We start from the raw sequence: 23,979 nt of genomic DNA, 5'->3' as shown, positions 1-23,979 counted from the left end.
CCCAATGCGAATACTGTTAGTTGAAGACGACTTAGAGCTACAAACTAATCTGAAACAGCACCTGCTCGATGCCAATTTTACCTTGGATGTGGCCAGCGATGGAGAAGATGGTTTATTTCAGGGAAGTGAGTATAGCTATGACGCCGGGATCATAGATGTCGGGTTACCTAAGCTTAACGGCATTGAACTGATCACTAAGCTCAGAGAGCTAGAGATAGACTTTCCCATCTTGATCTTAACCGCCCGTGATAGCTGGCAAGATAAGGTAGAGGGCTTAGATGCCGGCGCCGATGATTACCTGACGAAACCTTTCCATCCTGAAGAGCTAATCGCCCGTCTCAACGCCTTGATCCGTCGCTCGGCAGGCAAGGCCAGTCCACTAGTCTACAATGGACCTTTTAGCATCAATACCAGTACTCTAGAGGTTAAAAAGTCTGGTCAGTTGATGAATTTAAGCAGCTCAGAGTACAAGCTATTCGAGTTTTTTATGTTGCACCCAGGAGAAGTTAAATCTAAGACAGTACTGATTGAGCATATCTATGATCAAGACTTCGACTTAGACTCTAACGTGATCGAAGTATTTATTCGCAGGTTGCGCAAGAAGTTAGATCCAGACAATCAGCTCGGACTGATAGAAACATTGAGGGGGCAAGGTTATCGTTTGAAGCCACTGGCTCGCTGTGCACAGCACACTGAAGATGAGTCAGATGCTAAATAAACTGTCAAACCTGATGAACTCACTCAAGGCGCGCCTGATTATCAGTGCACTCTTGCTGAACCTAATCTTACTGCCCTTGATTGGTTTTACCCTGAACGATGCATTTAAACAGCAAGTCTCGACATCGGCCAAAAATGAATTGAAAGCTTACCTCTACTCAATTTTAGCCGTGACAGAGGTGGATAACGGCCAACTTATGATGCCCGAAGCCTTAGCAGAGAATCAATTTAATGTGATTCAATCTGGCTTATTTGCACTCATTTCAACGCCAAATCCCGATAGGAAGAAAACCAGTGTCACTTGGCAATCCAACTCGTTTCTTGGGCTGAACTTACCCGACAATTTGCCCCAACCTGAGATAGGTAAAAGTGAGTTTAAGGAGATAGAGATTGATGACAAGCCCCATATTATCTACAGTTACAGCGCCAGTTTCGAACATAAAATTTTATCCAATGATGGCTTGAGTGTTGACAATGTCACCTTCCCAATCACGGTGCACATCATTAAAGATCAACTCGACTACCAAAACCAAATAGATTTATTTGGTCAATACCTTTGGAGCTGGTTACTGATCTTGATGGTTTTCCTGGTATTGGTTCAGTTGGCTTGGCTACTGTGGACCCTAAAGCCCTTGGCTCAGTTTAAGCGAGAACTTAACGAGATAGAGCAAGGCAAGGCCATGCAGATCCAGGCAAAGTATCCCAATGAGCTGCAAGCTGTAGCGAGACAGCTCAACACCCTGCTCAATACCGAGCAGCGCCAGCGAAAACGTTACCGCAATGCCCTATCGGATCTGGCCCATAGCCTAAAAACGCCACTGGCAGTGATTCAAAGTCAGAAAGATCTGAGCAAAAGTTCATTCGAGCAAACTAATATCATTAGCCGCATCATAAGTCATCAACTCAAACGAGCACAAACGGCAGCTGGGTCTTCTTGGCACTTAGGTGTTAATGTCATGTCGGTGTCAGATAAGCTAGTGAGGACCTTGCCCAAAATATACCGTGAACCTCAGATAGAGATAAGTTCGAGTGTCGGCGAGCAGTGTATTTTCAAGGGTGACGAGGCCGATTTAATCGAAATGTTAGGTAACTTACTCGACAATGCCTGTAAGGCCGCCAAGGCTCGAGTGCACCTGACCGTCAGCATGAAAGACACCGGACTCAACATAGATATAGAAGATGATGGCCCGGGAGTATCACCTGAACTTGAGAGTGACATATTCGAGCGCGGCATACGCGCCGACTCCTATCTACAGGGAAACGGCATAGGACTTGCCATAGTTAGTGACTTGGTTGACAGTTATCAGGGCCAACTTTCAGTGTCCCGTTCAGATACTCTGGGCGGCGCCAAATTTAGCCTGAGCTTTAACTGATTTTCTGAGTTTTAGTTAATAATTTGGCTTACTAAAAAGCCCTGCTAATCGGTATTAGCAGGGCTTTCCTCATCTTATCTGTTCGTTTTGGTAATTACATTAGCTTTCCACTGTAAGCTTCTGCACTGCTATCGCTTCTTCTAGCTGAGCCTCTACAAAACCGGGGGAAGTGGTTTTCGCCGAGATTAAACGATACATGGCCGGAATCACCAGTAGGGTAACAAACGTCGCAAACGCCATCCCGAAGAAGACCACAGTACCCACAGCGATACGGCTCTCAGAGCCTGCGCCGGTTGACATGATCAAGGGGACTGCACCGACTAAGGTCGTAAATGCGGTCATCAGGATAGGACGCAGACGGCGCGTCGAAGCATCGATAATCGCCTGTTCTATCTCGAGCCCTTTATCACGTAACTGATTGGCAAATTCCACGATCAAGATGCCGTTCTTGGTCACCATGCCGATCAGCATGATCATGCCTATCTGGCTGTAAATATTCAGTCCTTGGCCGGTCAGGAAGAGGCCGAGGAAGCCACCGAAGACCCCCATAGGTACAGTAAACATCACCACCATAGGGTTAATAAAGCTCTCAAACTGGGCAGCCAACACCAGATAAGCCACTAACAAAGCCAGTCCAAATACCACAAGCACACTACTTTGATTTTCTTTAAAGTCTTTCGACTCACCCGTGTAGCTCACCGAGATATCACTGGGCAAAATCTCGATCGCTTTAGCATCGAGAAAATCTAAGGCTTGGCCTAAGGTATAACCTTCACCTAAGTTAGCCTTAAGTGTTATCGATTTCTGCTTATTGGTATGACTCAATTTTTGAGCCGAAGCCACCTCTTCGATATGTGTTATCGAATCGAGTGTGATCAACTCGCCTTTACTCGAACGCATGTAGATCTGGCTCAAGTCCGCCATGCTATTAAAGCTATTCTCGTCGCCTCTTAAATAAACATCATACTCCTCACCGCGCTCGACAAATGTGGTTTCACTGCGTCCACCGAGCATCACCTCCAGGGTCTCGGAAACTTCGGCAACACTAATCCCAAGCTCGGCGGCGCGCTGTCTGTCGACACTCACCACTAGCTCTGGCGTGGTCTCGGAGTAATCGAGATCGGCCCCTTCCAGCATAGGGCTATGAATCGCTTCTTCCTGTAAAACTTCCGCCCACTTGAACAGTTCCTGGTAATCAGAACCTCCTATCACAAACTGCACCGGCTCGCTCGATTGCCCCCTGAAACCTGGCAACATGGGACGCACCATCACATCGGGGATCCCCTGCAGGGCTTTAGCGACAATAGCCAGTGCTTGCTGAGCATTGACGTCCCTATCTTCCCAGTCTTCAAGCTGCATGATAACGAAACCGGTCTGATCACCAGCCCGGCCACCGAATGCCGGAGCTTGTACGCTGAAAGACTTGATCACCCCTTGGCCTAACAGCGGCATTAGCTTGTCTTCGACAATATCCATGTTAGCCGTCATGCGGTTGTAACTGGTGCCTTCTGCCCCCTTGACGAAAGCAAATATCACCCCCCTATCTTCTTGGGGTGCCAGCTGTGATGGCACCACCTGCATCAGGGCGGCGCTGCCGACAATACACAAGATGATCACCACAGGCGCGACAAACCTAAATTGAATCGCCTTGGCAACGGCGAGTCGATAGCCACGCTCCAGCTTGCTAAATCTGGCATCGATCCAGATATTGAAACGATTAGGCTTAACATCCGCTTTAAGTATCTTGCTGGCGAGCACTGGCGTTAACGTCAGGGCCACGATAGAGGAGAAGATCACCGACATCGCCAGCATGACGGAGAACTCGGTAAACAAGCGTCCGACCATGCCTTCCATGAAAGAGATAGGCAGAAATACCATCACCAGAACGGCCGTGGTGGCGACAACGGCAAACCCCACTTCCCGCGTGCCGTTATAGGCTGCCAACAAAGGTGGTTCACCTTTCTCGATATGATGGAAGATATTCTCCACCACCACTATGGCATCATCCACCACCAGACCGATGGACAGAATCAAGGCCATCAGGGTGAGCAAGTTAATCGAGAAACCAAAAAAGTTAGCGGCAATAAAGGCTGAAATGAGCGAAACCGGTACGGTCACGGCAGGGATAAGTGTTGCCCTCGCCTGACCGATAAAGATATAGAGCACCAGGACAACCAGTCCACCGGTGATCAACAATGTGTTATAAACTTCGCTAATTGAGCGGTCGATAAATACCGTGGAGTCATAATCGACCACCAGCTGAGTCCCTTCAGGCAGGAATTGCTGAATGCGCTCGACCTCGATATGCGCAGCCTTTGCCACCTCTAAAGGGTTGGCGTCGGACTGAGCTATGATACCTAAACTTAAGTTTGGTACACCATCACTCTTAAATGTGGAGTTTTCATTCTCTGCACCAACAAAAACCGAGGCGACATCTTTAAGGTAAATTGGCGTGCCATCACTGGCGGTGCGAACCACTAAGTAATCAAAGTCATGCGGATTATTGTAGAGCCTGGCCGTACGCACTGTCATTACAGTGGTGTCGTTTCTGACTTCTCCGCCCGGGGTTTCAACGTTTTCAGTCTTTAAGCTGGCAATGATATCTGCGGTCGTCACATTACGACCCGCCATCAACTCAGGTTTGAGCTGAACATACATCACCTTGTAGAGGCCGCCAGAGATACTCACCGAGCTCACCCCAGTGATCAGGCTGAATCTGTCTTCCAACACCCGCTGGGCATAGTCGGTCAGCTGGGTTCTGTCCATCACAGACGAGCTGAGATTGATATAAATTGAAGGCTCACCCGAGCCATTGTCCTTGGAGACAATAGGATCATCCGCCTCGTCGGGCAAACGACGTTGGGCACGGGCAACCGCATCACGGACATCACTCACCCCTTCGGTAAGGTCCCAGTCGAGATCGAAGGTGATGGTGATCCGCGACATCCCGTTGCGGGTAACGGATGTTATCTCATCGATGCCACTGATGCCTGTGAGTTCATCCTCCAAAGATGTGGTGATCTGACTCTCCATGATCGTTGCCGAAGCGCCATCATAGGTGGTCATCACAGTCACCACTGGATTTTCCACATCCGGCATTTCACGCACCGCCAGTTTAGAGAAGGACACGGCGCCAAATACACATAGAAGCAAACTTAAAACGATAGCGACGACGGGGCGTTTAACTGAGATATCAGAGATTAACATTAACTTCTGTCTCCCTGAGACTCACCTAACTTATGGCCCGCAGTCATAGACTCATCTTTATTTGAAAGGTCATCCACTCTTAAGCCGTCACGCATGTTAACTAAACCTTGCACTACGATGCGATCGCCGACACTGAGTCCATCTGTGATAAGTACTTCATCTTGAATACGCGCTCCTAGAACCACTTGGGTTCGTTTGGCTAATTGGTCTGCGCCAATCACGTATACAAATCGTTTGGTGCCGGAATATTCTATGGCTTGAACCGGGATCACAGGCTCAGACACGGCAGGAAAGCTCAGACTCGCCGACATCATCATGCCAGGCTTTAGCTTATGATCTGCGTTATCGAAATTGACCCGCACCTTAAGGTTCAGGGTCTCCTCATTAATACGAGGATCGATAGCCACCACCCACCCTGTAAACGTACTATCGGGCCAGGCTCTGTTGGTTGCAGCCACTGTCATGTCAACACTCAACATAGAGAGATAATTCTCAGGTACCTGCAAATCGACCCGCATAGAAGATAGATCATCTAGGGACAGCAGCTCACTCCCCGCCGTCACCATGGTCCCCCGGCTGAAATCCAGTAATCCCGCGGTACCGGAAAAAGGCGCCTTGATATAGTGGTATTCGAGTTCGGCCTGAGCAGACTCGAGTCTGGCGGTGGCAATATCGACACTGGCTCTTTGAGCATCAATCTCAGTCTGGGTGATGGCATTACGATCGATGAGCTTGAGATATTCTTTTAGTTTACGTTTCTCATCGTTGAGGTACGCCTTCGCCTCTGAGACACTAGCCTGAGGCTTAGCATCTTCGAGCTGGATTAGCAGCTGCCCCGTGTGTATCTCTTGATTAGCGGTCACATGAATCGCTTTAACCTTGCCCGCCACCTCTGGGGAAATATAGACAGATTTATCCGCCTGCAATTTGCCTATTAAAGAGATAGTCTGAGACAACAGGTGCCGATCAACAACACCTGTAACCACAGGCACGACGCGCGGTGCACGCGCCGACTTATCGTTAGGCTTCTGCGCCAGAGTAAAGCCACTGAACGAAGCGACAACGGCGCTCACGATAAGAATGGGGATCAATAGCAGACTTTTTTTCATTGATGAGTTTTCTTCTAATACCAAGGTTGTGAATTGCCACTATTTTAAAGAAAAACTAGCCTTTGTAGGGTAAAGCTGTGTAAAGCAACGCAAATGTCCGGTGTTTATTAAACAATATCTTGTAACAGAGCATGACTAGAAACAATCCCGCAACCACAGGCAAACTAAAGCCACACAAGCCAACACAGAAAGACACAAGTTATATCTGGAGGCTGCAAGGCCACAAAAGGCCGATAAAATCGAGCTGCAACCCATTTATCTGTTGAGTGAACACTATTAGCAATTGGTAAAAATTTCTTCGATAATCCACGCAGCCAAAATACTTGGCGCTTATGAGACATTCCAATTGAAATTAATTTGGCTAGATAATCTACACCGAAGAGGTGTCTACGGCTTTTACCGCAGTTACATGCCCTATACCCGAATCAGTCGAAAAGAGCAGATAGCCTTATTGATAAATGATGATGAACACACTTTCCCCCCTGACTCATACATTAAAGCAGAGCAGATTATTGCAGGTCTCAGGTTTAGGCCTATCGGAGAATTTAACTTACTGAACGGTATGCTGGTTCACCCAGACCATAGAGGAAAAGGCATAGGCCACCAGCTAATGAAGCGAGTAACAGAGAAACTGACATCAAAAGAAACCTATCTATTTTCTCTACCACACCTGGTGGAGTTTTACCGAAAGCATGGATTTAGCCAAGATGTCCAAGCGCCGAATGATATCGAACAGCTTTTTAATAAATACACCAGCCAAGGTAAAGACTTAGTCATGATGGGCTATATCAAGGTAAAGAATCAGAATCGGTGATTTAACCTTTCTCTTGCCTTGGTAAGCTAAACAACCAAGGCATCGACTTGAGCAGCTTATAGCCTAGCCAGATCATCATTGAGGTGGCGATCACAGCGACCAGAATAGAGCTAGCTCGATAAAGAATGGCGAAGAAGGCGTCTTGTTGTCCCGGTACCATGTTAGTCGTCAAAGGAATCGTCAGCGCGGAGATGGCTGAGAAACCGATCCCTGCCCATACAGGATCCTTAGCCAACCAGCGACAGAAGATCCCGGCGGCGATGGCATAAGACACGAGATAGAGTATAGGGTTGTCAAACATATCATAGAGAACAAATTGAATGGCCATCGCAGCCATACAACCGGCCAATGTTCCTATGATACGAATTTTTGCCGCCATCAGGGACCCAACCAGAGTCATAGGTGCCAATATGACCAAGATACTCGCCTGAGCCGAGAGTGAGTCATTCAAGTTCGCCACCTGAAAAATGACAAACGCAACCATGGCCACCAGCCAGCCCAGGGCGGTTTGTTCCAATATGGCTTTAGGCTCTTTATCTTGCCCTTGTATACTCATTATGGGCCCTTCTTCTATCGGATCAGGAAAACAATAAAAGGCCAGACCGCAGATAGGCAAGGTCATCAGAGTGGCTATCCAGATCCCCACGATGAAGTTTTCTAAATCGAATGCTTGATAGCTGCCAAAATTGAGCAGAATCGAACCAATAAGTAGACCCACATATCCGAATACATAGATCGGTTTATGATGCATGGCAAAGCATTTAAACAGCAGCATGATCCCCACGGCTATCAGCATGAGAACCGGGTATGGCTGCAAGAAGCCTATGATTAGGCTTACCTGAACGCTCACCCAGAAGATGCCCAATATCAACTGCACAAACAAGCCCGTATTCCAACGATTCAGACTCACTAAAACAAACACAGGAAACAAGGCCATAAACATGGCATTCGACCACCCAAGGAGCGTGCTTATGGTTACACCTAACACACAGGCGAACCAGATCCTTAACGGCTTCATCTTACCTCCTCGAATGACTCTCTAAAACAGAAAATAAACCATAGTGAGAGCCCGAATAAACAGGGCTTCAACCTGTTCAAAAATAACGGCAAGCAGCAGAGTAACACTGACTCCCAGAATCATTCGGGTCGTGGTTTCTCTTTTAACTGGCTTACTATTTGATGGTGACATCCTGGTTACCTTTTACTCGTTTTAATCTAAGTTCAGACGTGATCAATACACATAATGGAACAGACTCACCATGCGTATTAATAGCCCACCTAAAAAATTAAACACTAAATTATCTGTTTGATAGATAATAACAGTTGCACGAGAACCAACAAATAGATTATCAGGAAGTTTAATGTCAGCGCTGAAGTTAACCCTGACTCTTTGGGCATCACGTACCCAACGATTACTGGTCACAACCGATGACAATTGACCATTAGCCTTCTGCTGCGCCGACGCCACACCAAAATCACGACTGGACACAGCTAAACTCAGCACCTCTCCGGGCAGTCCATCGAAGGCGACTTCGGCGCGCATGCCAGGTTGTAACATGGAGGTGGCCTTCTCTCTGAAATCGGCAGTGATCCACAAAGAGTCGGTAGGAATAAATGTCAGAAGAGGCTGATTAACACTGGCAAAACTACCTTTATGCAGCTGTAGATTTGTCACCACACCGTCACTCGGTGCTTTTATCTGTGTGTGCGAGAAGTCTAACTTGGCTTGTGCTAAACTCGTTTCGGCTGAATGTACTAAACTACTCTCCCCCTCACTATCACCAAGTTGAGTCTCAATTGCCCTGTACTGGGCCTTCGCTGCGACAAGATTCGCCGAGCTCTCATCTCTCTGTGTCCTGATCGAATCAAGCTTAGATTCAGAGACAGAACCTGAAGTCGACAACTTAGATATTCTTTGAAACTCCCTTTTGGCATTGTCAGAAGCTGCTGTACTGGTTGTAATATTCGCTTTCGCCGCCGCGGCCTGAGCATACAGGGACGCTTCCCCCTCGATGGCCTGCTTTAAATTCAACTCGGCCATAGTAACCGCTAACCTAAACTTACGATCATCTATGCTAAATAACAGATCACCAGACTTAACCAACTGATTATTGCTGAGGTTCACTTGGGTTATATAGCCCGACACTTCGGGGGCTAACTGCACGACAAAGCCTTGTACCCGACTCTCAGTCGTCATGGGCGCATAGCGGTCGGCCATAACCAGATAGAGGCCAGTCACCACGAACATGATGATCAACACTGTCATCCAACGTCTGAATTTTTGCTCTGCGAGCTCCATTTTATCTCCTTTCAATCTTAAGCAGAGTATTATATATCGCTATTTTTACTACAAATAGTCTGTATCATAGGCCATGTACGTCCTATTAATAGGACGGGATTATCAAGTAAAAGATCATGGAGTAGCAGATGCCAAGCTTAGACGATATCAATTTGTTTGTTCAGACGGTACGACACCAAGGGATCAGTTCGGCTGCTAAGGCCAATGGTTTACAGCGTTCTAAAGTCAGTCGGCGCTTACAAGAACTGGAAAAACAACTAGGCTACCAGCTACTTATCCGCACTACCCGCAACATAGAACTCACTGAACGTGGGCAATGGTTGTACGAACAGGTGAACGGCCCCCTCAACAGATTAAACGAAGCGGTTAATTTGATGCAGACAGAGCGAATGACACCACAGGGGAAAATGCGTCTGGCTATCCCGCCCGCCCTTGGAATGACAGAGATATTTTCTAACGTTATCGAAGATTATGTTAATCGATATCCTGATGTCAGATTAGAAGTAGAGCATCAGAAACAAGCTATAGACTTGAGAAGAACCGATACGGATCTACAGATTTTACCAAGTTATATAGACACACTGCACCATGACTATGTTCAACAGCACTTACTCTATTTGAGTTTTTGCATGGTCGCATCCGTAAGCTATCTCAGTCAGTTTGGTACCCCTAAGCAATTTTCTGACCTAGCGTCTCATCAACTGTTAGCCAGTCGCTATAGCAGGTCACTGTTACCTGAAGATGTCGAATATCACCTTTACAGCGATGATCTACAGCTTCTCATCAGGCTGGCAAAATCAGGTAAGGGCGTCGCCTTATTACCCAGATTACTGGTGGATAAATATCTTCAAGACGCCAGCTTGCATGAAATATTAGACCAACAGCGTTTTACCGAACTTAAACTCACCTTGATCTATCCATCTCAACCTTATTTGCCCGAGAAAACCCGGGCCATGGTTCAGTTATTGAGGCTATCTTTCGGCCAAAATACATGATGCCATAAAAAATGTAGAGGCTAGCTTGTGCTGCCATAGATAAATGAGTAAGAATGTGCACCACACATAATTCATAGCGAAGCTAAGCATGACAAATAAGAAAATAGCCATCTTCGTCGATGTACAGAATATCTATTACACCTGCCGTCAGGCCTATGGCCGCCAGTTTAACTATCGAAAGTTATGGCAACACATTGGCTACGAGGGCGATATTGTCTCGGCCACGGCCTACGCCATTCATAAAGGCGATGATGGCCAGCTTAAATTTCAGGATGCACTCAAACACATAGGCTTCGATATTAAGCTAAAACCATTTATTCAGCGCAGCGATGGTTCGGCAAAGGGTGATTGGGACGTGGGGATTGCCATCGATGTAATGGAAGCGGCTCCGGAAGTGGATACTATCATTCTGCTCTCCGGCGATGGTGATTTCGACTTACTCATGCTCAAGGTGTATCAAAAGTATGGCGTCGACACTCAAGTTTATGGTGTACCGACACTCACAGCTAAGTCTCTTATCGATTCGGCCTGTAAATTTGTTGAAATCGATGAGGCTTTATTGCTTTAACATTCAAGAAAAAACGATTAAAAACAAAAGAAAATTAACAATGAAAAACAATAGGTTAATCATTAGATATAATAATACCTCTACAGAAAACCTGAAAGATTGGATTTATTTATGATGTGTGGTGAACTTTCTTCGAGATAGTGACTCTGATTATATGTAGCAAGTTGAGTGTAACTTGTTTCATGTTTTCATCATGGTTCATCACCTCCCTTTTAGAGGGCTCAATGAGTTCTCAACTGAAAGGTAAGTTAATTTGCTAGCGCTTAGTGCTTACCAATTCAGAACTTATTCTATTAAGAATGTTTGGCACCTCATTGAGGTGCCATTTTTTTTGCTTTCAAGCCCTGTTTACAAACCAATGCTCTTATCTAGCTGAACGACGATCGATGGATGATACCCCACTCTCGCCTGGCTATAGATCTGCTTAATTTCGCTCTCATAGCCGGCAACTTGCAACTCTGAGTAGAGTGGCCTAACAAACTTGCCCCGGCCTATTCGGATAAGGTAATCACTCAATGCGGGTAATACTGGATCGTAGTGATTACGGATAGCCACCCTAAACCAATCACAAGCAATTTCTGCGTTAGTCGATTGAGTCAGGTTAAAGCATCCATCTAACTCCATCAGCTGCTCTTGACTAAGCACCTCAGGCAGTGAACTTAAAAAGTACTGCCAATGATGGACTCGCCAACTATCTGTCAATAACGAGCTTGCTTGTGTACCAGCCAACCAAGTCTCTATGGCTGCTTCGACTTTATCTAAACTGTCTGATACCGGCGGAGTAAACCAGTCAGGCATGCCACAGCCATAGATCCACTCCAGCAACTCAGCCTCGCTGAGCTTGTCTGCATGCTCAATCAGCAAGGTCTGCTTGGCATACTCGATAAACGTTTCTGTGGTTATCGCCTCGAATGCAAAGTGCTGCACATAGGTATAGAGAAATTTATCGAATGCCTCACGACCCAAACGACGCTCCAAATCATGGACAAACATAGACGCCTTATCATAGGTGAAACGATTAAAAGCCTCATTGGGATCTTGAGTCTGTACATTGGCAGGTAAATGCTGTTCGGCGAGTTCTGTGGTTGCCAGCTCCTCCTTCAAGCGGCCATATTCCAATACCACTTCCAACTCGGCTTGCTCTTTACCAAACACAGCCTCGACGATGCGATTGGTAAAATAGGTGGTAAATCCCTCATTGAGCCAAAGATCTCGCCAAGTGGCATTACTGACCAGGTTTCCAGTCCAGGAGTGAGCCAACTCATGGGCCACGGTAGACACCAGACTCTTGTCTCCAGCGATCAGGGTCGGCGTAATAAATGCCAATCGAGGGTTTTCCATGCCACCAAAGGGGAAACTAGGCGGCAAGACTATCATGTCATAACGCCCCCAGGGATAAGGCCCCAGCAGAGACTCGGCGATTTCTACCATCTGCTCGGTATCTTCAAACTCTTTGACCGCCGCATCTAACACTTCGGGCTCAGCATAGACGCCGGTGCGGTCGCCTATTTTACCGAAGGCGAGATCTCCCACCGCGATGGCCAACAGATGAGTCGGCATGGATTTCTCCATTGAGAAAGAGAATTCTCCATCCAAACTCGCCGTCGCATCATTCATGGCGCTCATCACAGCCCGCATGCCAACAGGCACCTTAACTATTGCCTCGAACGTGATGCGGGCCTTAGGGCTATCTTGCAATGGGATCCAGCTTCTGGCATTAACGGGCTGAGATTGGCTGAATAGAAATGGCAGAGTCTTACCACTGGTTTGCTCAGGAGTTAACCATTGCAGACCTTGGGCATTGGTTGAGGTCTGATAATACAGCTTCACACTTAGAGTCTGACTCAACAGAGAGATATTAAGTCTCTCGCCTAAGATAGAATCGTGTTTATCAATAGTAAATGTTAAGACATCACCCTTATCATCTCGTACATCCAGTATGGTGAGTTCGCGAAGATCTAACCATAAATGACGACAACTGGCATCGATATAATCCAGCGTTAACTCGGCAACACCTGTTAACTGTTTAGCTTCAAAATCGACATCGAGATCTAATGCTAAATGCTTGACTCTAATTTCATCGACATTAGCAAATGAATGATAGTCACGATTATTATCCCATTGATTTGACACTACACTTTCCTTTTTAGCAATTACGAATTAACTTGAAATCTCAAATATAAATAGCCCGACACATGTACATAAAGTTTAACTGGCGTTGCCGTCGATAACACATACCACGAATATTAATGATTATCTTAACCACAGCCGGTGAACATGTCATTGCAATTGACTTCATTTAACTTAGATGAAACACTTGAGAATATTGTATACAAAAAGACATTTCGAGGGAACACGCCGTGCAAACGTTTAAACTTTTATCATTAACGGGTCTGCTTAGCCTAAGTGCCTGCCATTCATCGGTTCAAGAAGATCCAACGAGTTTAGCCGCGGTCTTATCTCAGAATCATGCCTGTAGTGACACCATAGTCATACGTTCACAAGCCCTAACAGAAGAGCAGATAGCCGAGGCTTGTGCGCTAATGGGCAAACAAGAAGCTAAATTTCATCAGCTATTTGGTACCCAAGGTAAGCCTGTCGCCAACGACAACAACATGAGTATGCGAGCCAACGTCTATCATTCTCGCGAAGATTACACTCAGTATGTAACCACTCACTTCGATGTACCCAGCGACAATGGCGGCATGTTCCTCGAAGGATTACCGGGCCAAACTGACAATCAAGCAGAATTTGTCGCCTATGAGAAGAAGGGGCAGATTTGGAACTTAGCCCATGAATATGTGCATTATTTGGATGGCCACTTTAACTTATACGGTGATTTTTGTGCCTCACTGCACGACTCCCACAGTGCTCCTGAATACTGCCCTAAACCTGCACCACTTTTACCCTACTTGATCTGGTGGAGCGAAGGATTAGGTGAATATGTCTCCCGAGGAGACGATAATCAAGCCGCCATCGACTTGGCTAAAAAATCCCTTTCAGACAATAGCAACTTCCCATTAAGTGAGCTATTTAATACCGGCTACGAGAAAAATGGCGGCACCGACAGAGTCTATCGTTGGGGATATTTATCGGTTCGCTTCATGATGGAAAACCACAAAGATAAGATCGATAATATGCTCATATTCACCCGCAAGGGAGACTACCCAAGGTACCAGTCTTTAGTTAAGCAATGGGGCACAAGCATGGATGATGAATTTAAGATCTGGCTGGTTAAACTCACCAGTTAATCTTGCCCGTTTTAAAAGTTAGAGAAAGTTGCTGGTAAATATTTTATCGTTATTTCCAATAAAATATGAACTATCCGGATAAATGGGACTCTGATTATATGAACCGAATTTTTGGCTTCTGTTTAACGTTAGATTGAAGTCGTTTTCATTGTTCATCATCACTCCCTTTTAGATAGTTTCTAGCGCGACTGTCACCCTATTCCAAGCTTGGAACATGTAGCGACCTGATTAGGTCGCTTTTTTTTGCCTAAATTTTAAATGAAGCGGTAAGGATAAGAAGAGGCTAATCCTAGTTCCTAGGAACTGGTATTAAAACCAAGATCAAAAAAGGCCTCAGATGAGGGCTATGGCAATGTACTCAATGTAGGCCGAGTGCAAACGCGGTATTGGGACTGATTAACACTCGAACACTGGCGAATCTCAACCACTGCGAGAGCTTCTACTACGTACTTTCTGGTGCCTTCTCTTTTTCAAAAGGTAATATTAATGCCAAACATGTTCCTGGAAAGGATGACAACACGGATGAGAAAAATCGTCTAACCAGTGAGCTTGATGCGCTCATGATACAAGAGCAGTGCCTCAACCAACCGGCGAGTATCACTGGCATCAACACTAAGGCGGAAAACAAGGCCGCGCCGTTGCCGTTTAACTTGTCGACCTTGCAACAAACGTGCGCCAAACAACATGGTTACAGTGCCGATGACCCCCTCAAGCTGGTACAAAGCCTGTATGAGACCCACAAGCTATTAACCTACCCACGCTCAGATTGCCGTTATTTGTCTGATGAACACTATGCGGGGGCCAGTAAGGTACTGACTGCAATAGCGGGTACAGCACCAGGACTGAATGCAGCCATCGAGGGCGGCAATCCTCAATTGAAGCACAAAGCCTTTAACGGCAGTAAAATCACCGCGCACCATGCGATTATCCCCACTGAAAAAAGTGGGGCAAGCATCACCTTGAGCCCTAAAGAGCGCACGGTATATGAGTTAGTCGCAAAAAGCTTTGTAGCCCTGTTTTATCCAGCCAGTGTGCGAGATAAGACCCGTTTGGAGATTGATTGCCAAGGGCGTGTCTTTGTTGCCACCCAAAGCAATATGACCGCGCAAGGCTGGGAAGTGCTGTATCGAGGTGAAATAGAGGAGGAACGCGAGAGCAAGCAAGAGCTGGACTTAAGGGAAGTGAGCAAAGACACCGGCACTAACCAATCACTTGATATCGATAAGAAGAAAACCACACCACCGAAATACTTTGTCGAATCAAGCTTACTGGCCGCGATGACCCGGGCAGCCAAATTCATAGAAGACCCAACGCTTCGCGCGGCCTTGGAAGCTAAGGACAAAGATAATGCGTCTGAGTCTGGCTCTATCGGAACAGAAGCCACCCGGGCGGCTATTTTGAAGAAGTTGGCCAACAATCCTTTAATCACCCTTAGCACTGAGAAAGGCTATAAGGAGAAGGTGTGGAAAACCACCGAGCAAGGGCAAGAGTTCTGCGCCTTGCTGCCTAAAGAGATTGTGGCGCCGGATACCTCGGCACTGTGGGCACAGAAACAGCAAGCTATCAGAGCCGGAGAGTCCACCGTTGAGGCATTTGTCAGTGATTTAGATGATTACCTGGCACTGCGTATTTCTGATGTAAAAACCAACGGCGTGCCCATCACCATCAAAAACAAAATCAGTTGCCCTAAGTGCCAAGTGGGGGCGCTGGTGAAGCGTAAAGGAAAGCATGGCCCGTTTTGGGCCTGTAATCGTTACCCTGAATGTAAGAGCCATTACCCTGATGATAACGGCAAGCCTAACCTTGAAGATAAAAATAAATCCACGCTGGCCATCTCAGAGACCGAGTTTTGCAAGCAATGCGGCAAGCCCCTTATCAGACGCCCAGCGAAAAAAGCAGGGGTATTTTGGTGGGGCTGTTCGGGCTACCCAAAGTGTACCATTCGATTTTTTGACCAAAACGGCAAGCCGGACAGAGATAAAGGCGAAATGCGATAGCCCCAAACTTGACTAATCCCTTGCTAGCTACGAGTATACGCCCAGCCAAGTAGGGATACAGACGGAACAATAATAAGGCTTTTACCCTTTCAATCCCGCTAAGTAAGGCGGTTTTTTTTGTTGATGACCATTCAATATCAACCCACTTTTTCCTTTTAAAGAGACTGAAATAATGAGCGATTTTTTAGAGATTTTAACCCATGGCCGTAAATTCAAGGCAGCAGTCAAAGACCTGCCGTTTGATGAGCTAAAGGTCTTCGCCGGCAAGCTTGAACAATTGATTGCCACAAGAGAGGCCCAAGCGGAAGCTGAGCTTGCTGAAAATGCAGAGCGTAATGCTCAAATTGATGCCATCAGAAAGCAGATGGCCGAACTCGGGCTGAGCTTGGATGACGTGGGAGAGGCACCAAAGGCCCCCAAGAAAAAACGCGAACCCCGCCCTGCGAAGTACAGTATTGAAGTCAATGGCGAAACCATCAGCTGGACAGGACAAGGCCGGATGCCAACCGTGTTTAAAAAAGAACTCGATGAAGGCTTTGAGCTTAAGGGTTTCCTCATCTCATAAAACGTTTTCATGCCAGTTTTATGAAGATTTGATGAAGTTACCCACAGATTTAGTGGATAACCTTTGTACAAGTCAAACCTGTGCAAGTAAGAGATTTTGTCAAGGTTATGAGAGGATAAGCTCAATATTTTAGAGCGCTATTCTCGTGTAAATAAAAGATAACCCAGGCTTATACCAGAGCATTCCGACACTGACAAAGCAGTCATCACATCCAGCCTTGCTGGATGTGATTTTTTTTGCTTTTTTTCCTGAAAACGACTTTTTGTTATCGAATTAGCACTCGTGCAGCGCTTCAAATGACACCAACGAATAGTTACATTGTAATTATTCGTTCTTTTCAAATTCACTTAAATCCGCATTCAATATCAAATAATCAATGATTTCAATTTTTGTTTTACCTGATTTGAAGATCATTAGACTTAATTTGCGTCGGCTCGCATCAGTGATTTCAACTTGTAGCAGCTCTTTACCATTGCGCTTCTTGTGAACCCGTAACGTCGTGACCAACTTCTTGAGACCCTGCTCAGATAAATGAAGGTTCTGTCGCATCTTGAAGTTACAGAAATGGTCTACATACAGAACTTGATAAGCAGACGATACATAGTCCAGCCCTGCAGTGATGCTAAGCTGGATTTTTATTTGTTATGTAATTTATCCTATGGCCTTAAGCTTCGCCAAAAAACAGTTTCCTTCAGCCACAATCTTGATGGCCGTTCGATGGTATGTTGCTTATAAGCTGAGTTATCGTGATATAGAAGAGTTACTCGCTGAACGTGGTGTTCACGTTGATCACGCGACGCTTCATCGTTGGGTGTTGGAATATGCTCCTCTTTTGGAAGCTGCCTTCCGTAACAGCAGAAAGCGCGCAGTGTCTGGCTCGTGGCGAATGGACGAAACGTATATCAAAGTTAAAGGTCTATGGTTTTACCTGTACCGAGCCGTTGATAAATACGGTGATACTATCGATTTCATGTTGAGCGAAAAGCGGGATGAAGCTGCCGCCAGAGACTTCTTTAACAAAGCTATCGGGCAGCATGGCTTACCAGAGAAAGTGGTTATTGATAAAAGTGGAAGTAACAGCGCGGCTCTGGATAACTTGAATTGGCAACTTTGGTTCGCCGGTATCGCAGCTTATATTATCGAAGTGTTGCAGGTTAAATACCTCAATAATATCGTAGAGCAGAGTCACCGAGCGGTGAAGTGGAAGATGCGTACCGCCCTTGGATTCAAATCGATGGCTGGGGCTGAAGCTACAATAGTCGGTGTCGAGTTATGGCAAATGCTTCGTAAAGGTCAGATGAAAGATGCTGGTGAGATGACGTTATGGGAGCAATTTTATTCTTTAGCAGCTTAACAGTGTCTGGAGAATAGTACGATCACTGCTTTTTTCAAAGATGCGACAGAACCACATTTCGCCCGTCGGTCATAATTTTTCATCGTCGTGTAAGCCGCATGTGGACTATACCTGAATAGGCTAACTCTTTACATAAAGCGTATTATGTAAAGAGTTTTTGTGTAGGGAAATGTATAACTATTTATCAACCTGCTGAACAACAGGTGGCTTCCATAAACCTTGTTGTAAACTGTCATCCGGAATATAAAGTCGCAAATTCAGATAAAAGCCTTTTGTGGGGGCTGGCAACCAATTTGATTTTTTCTTAGCGTCTATTGGTGCTTCATTTTGTAAAAAAATGTCAAGAGAGCCATCATCGTTATAAATTAAACCTTGAGTGCGACCCCCAATAGAGTAGCGCTTAATTGGGTTTTCAATAAATGCCCCTGTATTTAAATCATACATAGACACGGACCAAAAGGCTTTAACATGTGGTAGCTGATCTTTGGGGAAGTGCATGAGGTAATGGTCATCTCCGTTAAAGGGCTGACCTTTATCGTCCTTGCGGCCATCCATGTAGATGGCTTCTTTGGCCGTATTACCACCGGTGTACCATTTTGCCCAAGCTGCTCGGAATAAGTAATCAGTCCCCATAATTCCTGACTTTCTACTCCAACGCCAACCATTAACCGACTCTCCAGTGCTAGCGGCATTAGAGTCCATTAAATGTAATGCGAACTGGTAGGCTTTAGTTAGCCCGCTTTTTTGGGCATCACTTAAAGCAGAATAATCAAATCTTAAGTTGTCATCCCTAAATCCAATTTGTTGCAAACTATCGGCAATGACAATATCGCGTTCTTTCGGGGGAGTGAATTTTAGTGAGCGTGCAAGTTTATAATAGAATTCAAGCTCAGGAGCTAAATCAGCAGGTTTAGTATAGGCTACGCGTTGCATCGAAAAAGTTTTATCTACTGCGATTTCTTGTCCACTGTTTTTCATTTCCTGAAACTGACTAAGGGGGGTTAAGCGAAGTTTATCTTGAATTTTATTAGCATTTTTTACATCGTCTGATCCCTTAACTCCAATGCGCCCCCAAATAACTAAACTGTTGTACTCACTATCAATACGTTTAACATCTGGAGGTAAATTACCTTTCCAGTCAGGCCCCACAAGCGCGAAGTCACCGGCTTTAACACCCGTAGTTCGACTACCAACATAAGCAAAAGTATCGCCATTTGGATCCCATAATTGCATGGTGTAGTAGCGATCCGCTTCTACTTCAGGAACCGAAAGAACCATAGGTTCGCGGCTGACATCTGTAAAGGCTTGAGCATATAGAGTGTCATTGTTGGGTGTCGCAATCGCTTTAAATTCAGGGCCGCGTAATTGGCGGACTAAAGCAAATTCATTTATTTGTGCTTGAGGGTTACCTGTTTTAGCTTCAGCATCAGGTCGTGTCCGACCGCGAATTAAATCTTCAAAGAACACGATTGGATACCCCCAAATAACGGCATTAACACCAAGATAAAAGGCTTCAGCCTCAGCGCCCTTAAGGGTTCCTAATTCAGGTGGAGGAGTCGCTCGCCCCTTAGCATCCGCTACAGAGCTCATGGTTAGAAGCACATACAAAGCTATAGTCATTATAATTTTCATTGTTCATTCCTTGACAATATTGGTTTAGAACTCGCTGTTATGAAAAGTCTTTTTGAATTATGAAGCTTTTCAACTATAAACGACTTAGGAGTAAACAAAAGATGATCCATCACCTCAGGTATCTAAGCTCTACTGCTTAGCTGGACTAGTATGCGCTTTATCTAAATGCTCTCTTAAGCTTTTAGCCCACTTTCTAATCACTCTTTTGGCGTCTGCACGGTTTGAGACTCGACTCGCCCACTCGTAAAAATCATTATCCCCCGCCTCTTCTGCATCGATGATACGAGCAACTATCTGGCCACTCACTCCATCGAAGACCTCCAAAAGCAATGTCCCTTCGCCTGTGGTATCAGTATAGCGTTTAACATTGACAGCACTCTCTAAATCAGGTGCATTCACTTCCAAATTGAGGACAGAGGGCTTAAGTAACAAGGTTCCCGGCTCTGCTTTGGTCACAATGGAATAATGTGTTGATTTGGCTAGCTCTTCCTGAAATACTTCATCAAAGAGTTTTTCTACCCCCTCTTTAATGCGAATAACATCTTTATCTTCAACTCGCATTGATAACTCTCTTTCATCGCGATTGTAATCTCGTTTCCAATCCTTTTTAAAGGTAACAGTGCTGGGAGAGATAAGGATTTTATCGTAACGGGTAAAATCAACATTCTCGTTTTTAGCCACTTGAGTCGAACGTGTCGCTTTAACTAACGTCATCCCGTCAGCTGACACGGTGAGCTGTTGATTTTTATTTATCGTGCACGCTGAGAGCGTTGCGACAGCTAAAAGTGTTACGCATAAAAATAACTTATTCATATTTTTCCCTGTTTAATATCATTAACGACTATTTCTGTTGTGATTTTTTGGTTGCCACTTTAGCGTCAAAGGAGGAGTCACCTACCCCCTCCTGATGGCTGATATAGCTCATCAATTCTTTGCTAAAGCTTGGTTTCAAGCCACTTCAAATGAGCTTAGCTGTTAAGAATTAAAATCCAGGTAAGATTGCACGCACCATGAAGCGAAACTCCCAATCTGCCGCGCCTTTTACATGTTTATAAACTTGCGGTCCCCAACTTACTGGCATCTTTCCAATCCTGCTCATATGAGAAAAACCGCCCCCAATAGGCACATCCCACTTATCATCATCTTTTGTGAAATCCGCAACGATTAACGGCGTAGAGGTGAAAATCCATCCTCCTTTCTCACCAAAGTCATAATTAACAATAGGTTGGAAGGTGAAGGTGTTAATGTCTTCAGCCGCGTTATCGCCATTGACATCCCAAACTTGAGTGGCAAGACCGCCGATAACCCAACGCCCTTCGGTGAGCACTAAGCCACCAGATAATCCGGCGCCCCAGCTGTCTTTACCTAGTGCGCTATTGCTGTGGGTGGGAATTTGAAAGATGGGACCAAAGCCTGCGCGCAGACCTGGGCGTACATTGGTGGCAAAGACGATGTCTAAAGTGGTATCGCCCACCCCTGATTCATCTGGTATTTCAAAGTCATCAATAGGAATAATGGCGCGAGCAATACCGTACCACTCATCACTGCCAAAACTAAAAGGCACAACAGGCTGTATGAGTATGGCGTTGTTGTCTTTGCCACTATCTGCAATGTCTGTGTATTGGTTGAAAAAGATAGGCATACTGATGATTTTTGCCAAAGGGTCTTGTGCCTCCTTGGACAGTTTATTTAACTCTTCATCAGCGATAGCGCTTGCAGATATCACCATGCTTGCAGCCATTGTGGTGTAAATGGCGACACATTTAGCCACTGAACTTACCGTTAACTTCATTTTTATTCTCCCTGACGTGAAATTGCTCACAAAAGACGCTCAATAAAGAGAACATGGCTTTAAATGCTAATAAAAGCAACAAATAAACTGCCACACTATTGAAACATTGTGTAAACACAATCACCCTGACTTGTTAGCATTCCAGGTGTTAATTATCTCTGTGTCATTAAAGTAAAATGCCGTTAATCGAAAAAATAAGCAGAGACCGCACCTTAAGTGCCAACCTCTTTTGATAAAGAATGGTTACAACAAACGAAGATTAAGCCACCTTACATAAACATGAGCGAGAGGATGAGTCAGATGAACAAGTCTATTTTGATACCAACACTATTAAGCATCACTATCACCACGATATTGTCAGCCTGCTCGCCTCTGGAGAGTAAAGAAAACCAGGACAGAAGCGCCACAGAGCAATCGACTCAAGCAGCAAGCAACACTGCCCCTAAGCAAGAGACAAGCGATACTAATCAGTCCGTGGCCGTCAATCCCTCTAAGGATGTGTACTTCGGTGAGACCCATATGCACACCGCTTTCTCACTGGATGCTTATCTCGGTGGTACACGCTTAACCCATGAAGATGCCTACCGCTATGCTCAGGGCGAAACCATTAACCTGATGGGCCGAGAGCTGAAACGTCATCGCCCGTTGGACTTCATCGCAGTAACTGACCATGCTGAATACATCGGTGAAATGTATACCAATTTGACCGAAGGTGCAGAAGGGCACAACCAAAAGTTGCTCAAAGAGCTACGGGGCATGACAGATATCAAGGACCGTGAAGCTTGGTTTATGAAGTACGTTATCTCCAGTAATCGCGGAACCCATCCAGCTCACCCTCCCTTCTTCACCGGTCCCGAGTCAGTCAAGAGTGCCTGGAAAATCATGCAGGAAACGGCGGACAGATATAACCAGCCCGGCAAATTTACCGCCCTTAAAGCCTTTGAGTGGAGCGGTGCTCCCGGAGGCGGTAATCTGCATAGGAACGTGATTTTCCGCGACGCTCAGGTACCCGATGCCCCCATCAGCTATATTGATACCAACCGCGAAGATGGATTATGGCAGTGGATGGCCCAGCAAGAAGCCAAAGGTATGAAGCTGCTGGCGATTCCCCATAACTCCAACGCCAGTAAGGGCATGATGTTCCCCAGTGTCGATGCAGAGGGCAAGCCTATCGACCTTGAATACGCCCAGACCCGTCAACATTTCGAGCCTTTGATGGAGATGATGCAAGTTAAAGGTAACTCAGAAGTCCATAGACAGTTCTGGCCAGAGGATGAATTTTCCGACTTTGAAAATGCCGATTCGATTCAAAAAAACAGTGGCCGAACCTTTCACAAAAAAGACTTCGTTCGTGAAGGCTTAAAAATGGGACTCGCTTACGAGCAATCCCTCGGCGTCAACCCGTTTAAATACGGCACCATAGGCGGCACAGATAACCACAATGGTCTGCCCTCCGCTGTTGCTGAAGACAGCTTTATCGGAGCCCATGGTGGTGACGATGGCAGCGTAAAAGCCCGCCGAACAGGCAAAGTCGTTGGGTGGATTGATGGCAAGGACCTCAGTATCGACACCCTAGCCGGCGTCTGGGCAACCCAGAACACCCGCAGTGGTTTATGGGATGCGATGAAGAGCCGTGAGACATATTCCACCACGGGGCCGCGCATCAAGGTGCGTTTCTTCGGTGGCGTCGAACTTCCAGCAAAACCTAAGAACGGTCAAGAGCTGGTCCAGCAAGGTTACGATTTAGGCGTGCCTATGGGCAGCGACTTGCCTTCAATTGGCTCTGCTCCGACCTTTACCGTCCACGCAATGAAAGACCCTGACGGCGCGAATCTTGACCGAATACAGATAATCAAGGGTTGGGTCGATGTTAAGGGAAAGACATATGAAAAGATTTTCGATGTGGTCTGGTCCGATAAACGTAAAAAGGGTGAAGATGGCAAGCTTACACCAGTGGGGAATACCGTCGACCTGACAACAGCCAAGTACACCAATACCATAGGGGCAACGGCCCTTATCGGCAGTTGGACCGACTCTGAGTTTAACCCAGAACAGCACGCTTTTTATTACACTCGAGTCATAGAAATACCAACGCCTCGTTGGACCACCTATGATGCAGTGAGAAGTAAGCAGCCTCTGCTAGACGACGTGCAAGCCAGCATTCAGGAACGCGCCTGGACATCGCCCATCTGGTATAAGCCTGCGGGATAAGTTTGTTTGCGGTAGTAATATCGCACAAAGCACAGACTTTAGGTAATTGCCTGATATATAGTAAAATTTAAAAGGAGTTAAGATGAAAAACACAC

Annotated in this window: 19 protein-coding genes; 10 read left to right on the top strand and 9 right to left on the bottom strand. The window is 45.9% G+C overall.

The genetic code is table 11. The features are described 5' to 3' along the window. The first annotated feature begins 4 nt into the window (after positions 1–4). Both FS373_RS04910 and FS373_RS04905 read left to right on the top strand, forming a co-directional pair. Positions 5–718 carry a response regulator transcription factor gene (locus FS373_RS04910; RefSeq protein WP_152828867.1) on the top strand — a complete coding sequence of 238 codons (714 nt, stop codon included), beginning with the start codon at positions 5–7 and terminating at the stop codon, positions 716–718. Continuing rightward, on the top strand, positions 708–2,090 hold the full coding sequence (locus FS373_RS04905) for an ATP-binding protein (protein WP_144047522.1): 1,383 nt from the start codon (positions 708–710) through the stop codon (positions 2,088–2,090). The genes FS373_RS04910 and FS373_RS04905 overlap by 11 nt, the downstream gene beginning before the upstream one ends. Positions 2,091–2,189: 99 nt before the next feature. On the opposite strand, the gene FS373_RS04900 is transcribed toward FS373_RS04905, so the two are convergent. Together FS373_RS04900 and FS373_RS04895 are read right to left on the bottom strand one after the other, a co-directional pair. Beyond that, on the bottom strand, positions 2,190–5,297 hold the full coding sequence (locus FS373_RS04900) for a multidrug efflux RND transporter permease subunit (protein ID WP_144047523.1): 3,108 nt from the start codon (positions 5,295–5,297) through the stop codon (positions 2,190–2,192). Beyond that, complete coding sequence (locus FS373_RS04895) at positions 5,297–6,406, bottom strand: efflux RND transporter periplasmic adaptor subunit (protein ID WP_152828866.1); 1,110 nt, start codon at positions 6,404–6,406, stop codon at positions 5,297–5,299. Before FS373_RS04895 ends, FS373_RS04900 begins: the two co-directional genes overlap by 1 nt. Before the next feature lie 346 nt (positions 6,407–6,752). On the opposite strand from FS373_RS04895, the gene FS373_RS04890 reads away from it, so the two are divergent. Further along, positions 6,753–7,220 carry a GNAT family N-acetyltransferase gene (locus FS373_RS04890; protein ID WP_144047524.1) on the top strand — a complete coding sequence of 156 codons (468 nt, stop codon included), beginning with the start codon at positions 6,753–6,755 and terminating at the stop codon, positions 7,218–7,220. 1 nt (position 7,221) lies between these two features. On the opposite strand, the gene FS373_RS04885 is transcribed toward FS373_RS04890, so the two are convergent. From FS373_RS04885 to FS373_RS04880, 3 genes are read right to left on the bottom strand one after another with little or no spacing between them, the layout of a single operon-like run. Further along, positions 7,222–8,238, bottom strand: coding sequence for a DUF2955 domain-containing protein (locus FS373_RS04885; protein ID WP_144047525.1), 1,017 nt, complete (start codon positions 8,236–8,238; stop codon positions 7,222–7,224). Positions 8,239–8,259: 21 nt separating this feature from the next. After that, positions 8,260–8,409, bottom strand: coding sequence for a hypothetical protein (locus FS373_RS31410; protein ID WP_194165804.1), 150 nt, complete (start codon positions 8,407–8,409; stop codon positions 8,260–8,262). Positions 8,410–8,451: 42 nt separating this feature from the next. After that, positions 8,452–9,519, bottom strand: coding sequence for an HlyD family secretion protein (locus tag FS373_RS04880; protein ID WP_144047526.1), 1,068 nt, complete (start codon positions 9,517–9,519; stop codon positions 8,452–8,454). A 128-nt stretch (positions 9,520–9,647) separates the two neighbouring features. Here FS373_RS04880 and FS373_RS04875 point away from each other — a divergent pair, with 128 nt between their 5' ends. Then, positions 9,648–10,514: a LysR family transcriptional regulator gene (locus FS373_RS04875; protein WP_144047527.1), complete on the top strand. Its 867-nt coding sequence runs from the start codon at positions 9,648–9,650 to the stop codon at positions 10,512–10,514. An 88-nt stretch (positions 10,515–10,602) separates the two neighbouring features. Beyond that, positions 10,603–11,082, top strand: coding sequence for an NYN domain-containing protein (locus FS373_RS04870; protein WP_144047528.1), 480 nt, complete (start codon positions 10,603–10,605; stop codon positions 11,080–11,082). 348 nt (positions 11,083–11,430) lie between these two features. Here FS373_RS04870 and FS373_RS04865 read toward each other — a convergent pair whose 3' ends face one another. Beyond that, a complete protein-coding gene (locus FS373_RS04865) occupies positions 11,431–13,215 on the bottom strand; it encodes a M1 family metallopeptidase (RefSeq protein ID WP_144047529.1) in 1,785 nt (594 codons plus the stop codon). A 227-nt stretch (positions 13,216–13,442) separates the two neighbouring features. Here FS373_RS04865 and FS373_RS04860 point away from each other — a divergent pair, with 227 nt between their 5' ends. The 4 genes from FS373_RS04860 (at position 13,443) to FS373_RS04845 (ending at position 18,249) form a co-directional block, all read left to right on the top strand. Then, entirely contained in the window at positions 13,443–14,333 is an 891-nt protein-coding gene (locus FS373_RS04860; RefSeq protein ID WP_322619445.1) for a collagenase, read from the top strand. 386 nt (positions 14,334–14,719) lie between these two features. Then, the gene (locus FS373_RS04855; RefSeq protein ID WP_152828865.1) at positions 14,720–16,330 is read left to right on the top strand and encodes a DNA topoisomerase; all 1,611 of its coding nucleotides are present in this window, start codon (positions 14,720–14,722) and stop codon (positions 16,328–16,330) included. Between the two features lie 172 nt (positions 16,331–16,502). Beyond that, positions 16,503–16,895, top strand: coding sequence for an H-NS family nucleoid-associated regulatory protein (locus FS373_RS04850; protein ID WP_144047532.1), 393 nt, complete (start codon positions 16,503–16,505; stop codon positions 16,893–16,895). 658 nt (positions 16,896–17,553) lie between these two features. Next, positions 17,554–18,249, top strand: a complete 696-nt coding sequence (locus FS373_RS04845; RefSeq protein ID WP_152828864.1) for an IS6 family transposase — start codon at positions 17,554–17,556, stop codon at positions 18,247–18,249. 177 nt (positions 18,250–18,426) lie between these two features. On the opposite strand, the gene FS373_RS04840 is transcribed toward FS373_RS04845, so the two are convergent. The 3 genes from FS373_RS04840 to FS373_RS04830 all read right to left on the bottom strand — a co-directional run bounded on the left by FS373_RS04840 (position 18,427) and on the right by FS373_RS04830 (position 21,673). After that, on the bottom strand, positions 18,427–19,881 hold the full coding sequence (locus tag FS373_RS04840) for a DUF1254 domain-containing protein (RefSeq protein ID WP_152828863.1): 1,455 nt from the start codon (positions 19,879–19,881) through the stop codon (positions 18,427–18,429). A 129-nt stretch (positions 19,882–20,010) separates the two neighbouring features. Next, complete coding sequence (locus tag FS373_RS04835) at positions 20,011–20,694, bottom strand: DUF3313 family protein (RefSeq protein ID WP_152828862.1); 684 nt, start codon at positions 20,692–20,694, stop codon at positions 20,011–20,013. A 169-nt stretch (positions 20,695–20,863) separates the two neighbouring features. Then, positions 20,864–21,673 carry a hypothetical protein gene (locus FS373_RS04830; RefSeq protein WP_152828861.1) on the bottom strand — a complete coding sequence of 270 codons (810 nt, stop codon included), beginning with the start codon at positions 21,671–21,673 and terminating at the stop codon, positions 20,864–20,866. A gap of 300 nt (positions 21,674–21,973) precedes the next feature. Between FS373_RS04830 and FS373_RS04825 the strand changes: the two genes are divergently transcribed. After that, positions 21,974–23,884 carry a DUF3604 domain-containing protein gene (locus FS373_RS04825; RefSeq protein ID WP_152828860.1) on the top strand — a complete coding sequence of 637 codons (1,911 nt, stop codon included), beginning with the start codon at positions 21,974–21,976 and terminating at the stop codon, positions 23,882–23,884. Positions 23,885–23,979 lie beyond the last annotated feature (95 nt).

This window comes from Shewanella sp. YLB-07, from assembly GCF_009377275.1.
The sequence above is the reverse complement of the archived record's forward strand: the minus strand, read 5'-3'. Positions and strand labels throughout refer to the sequence as shown.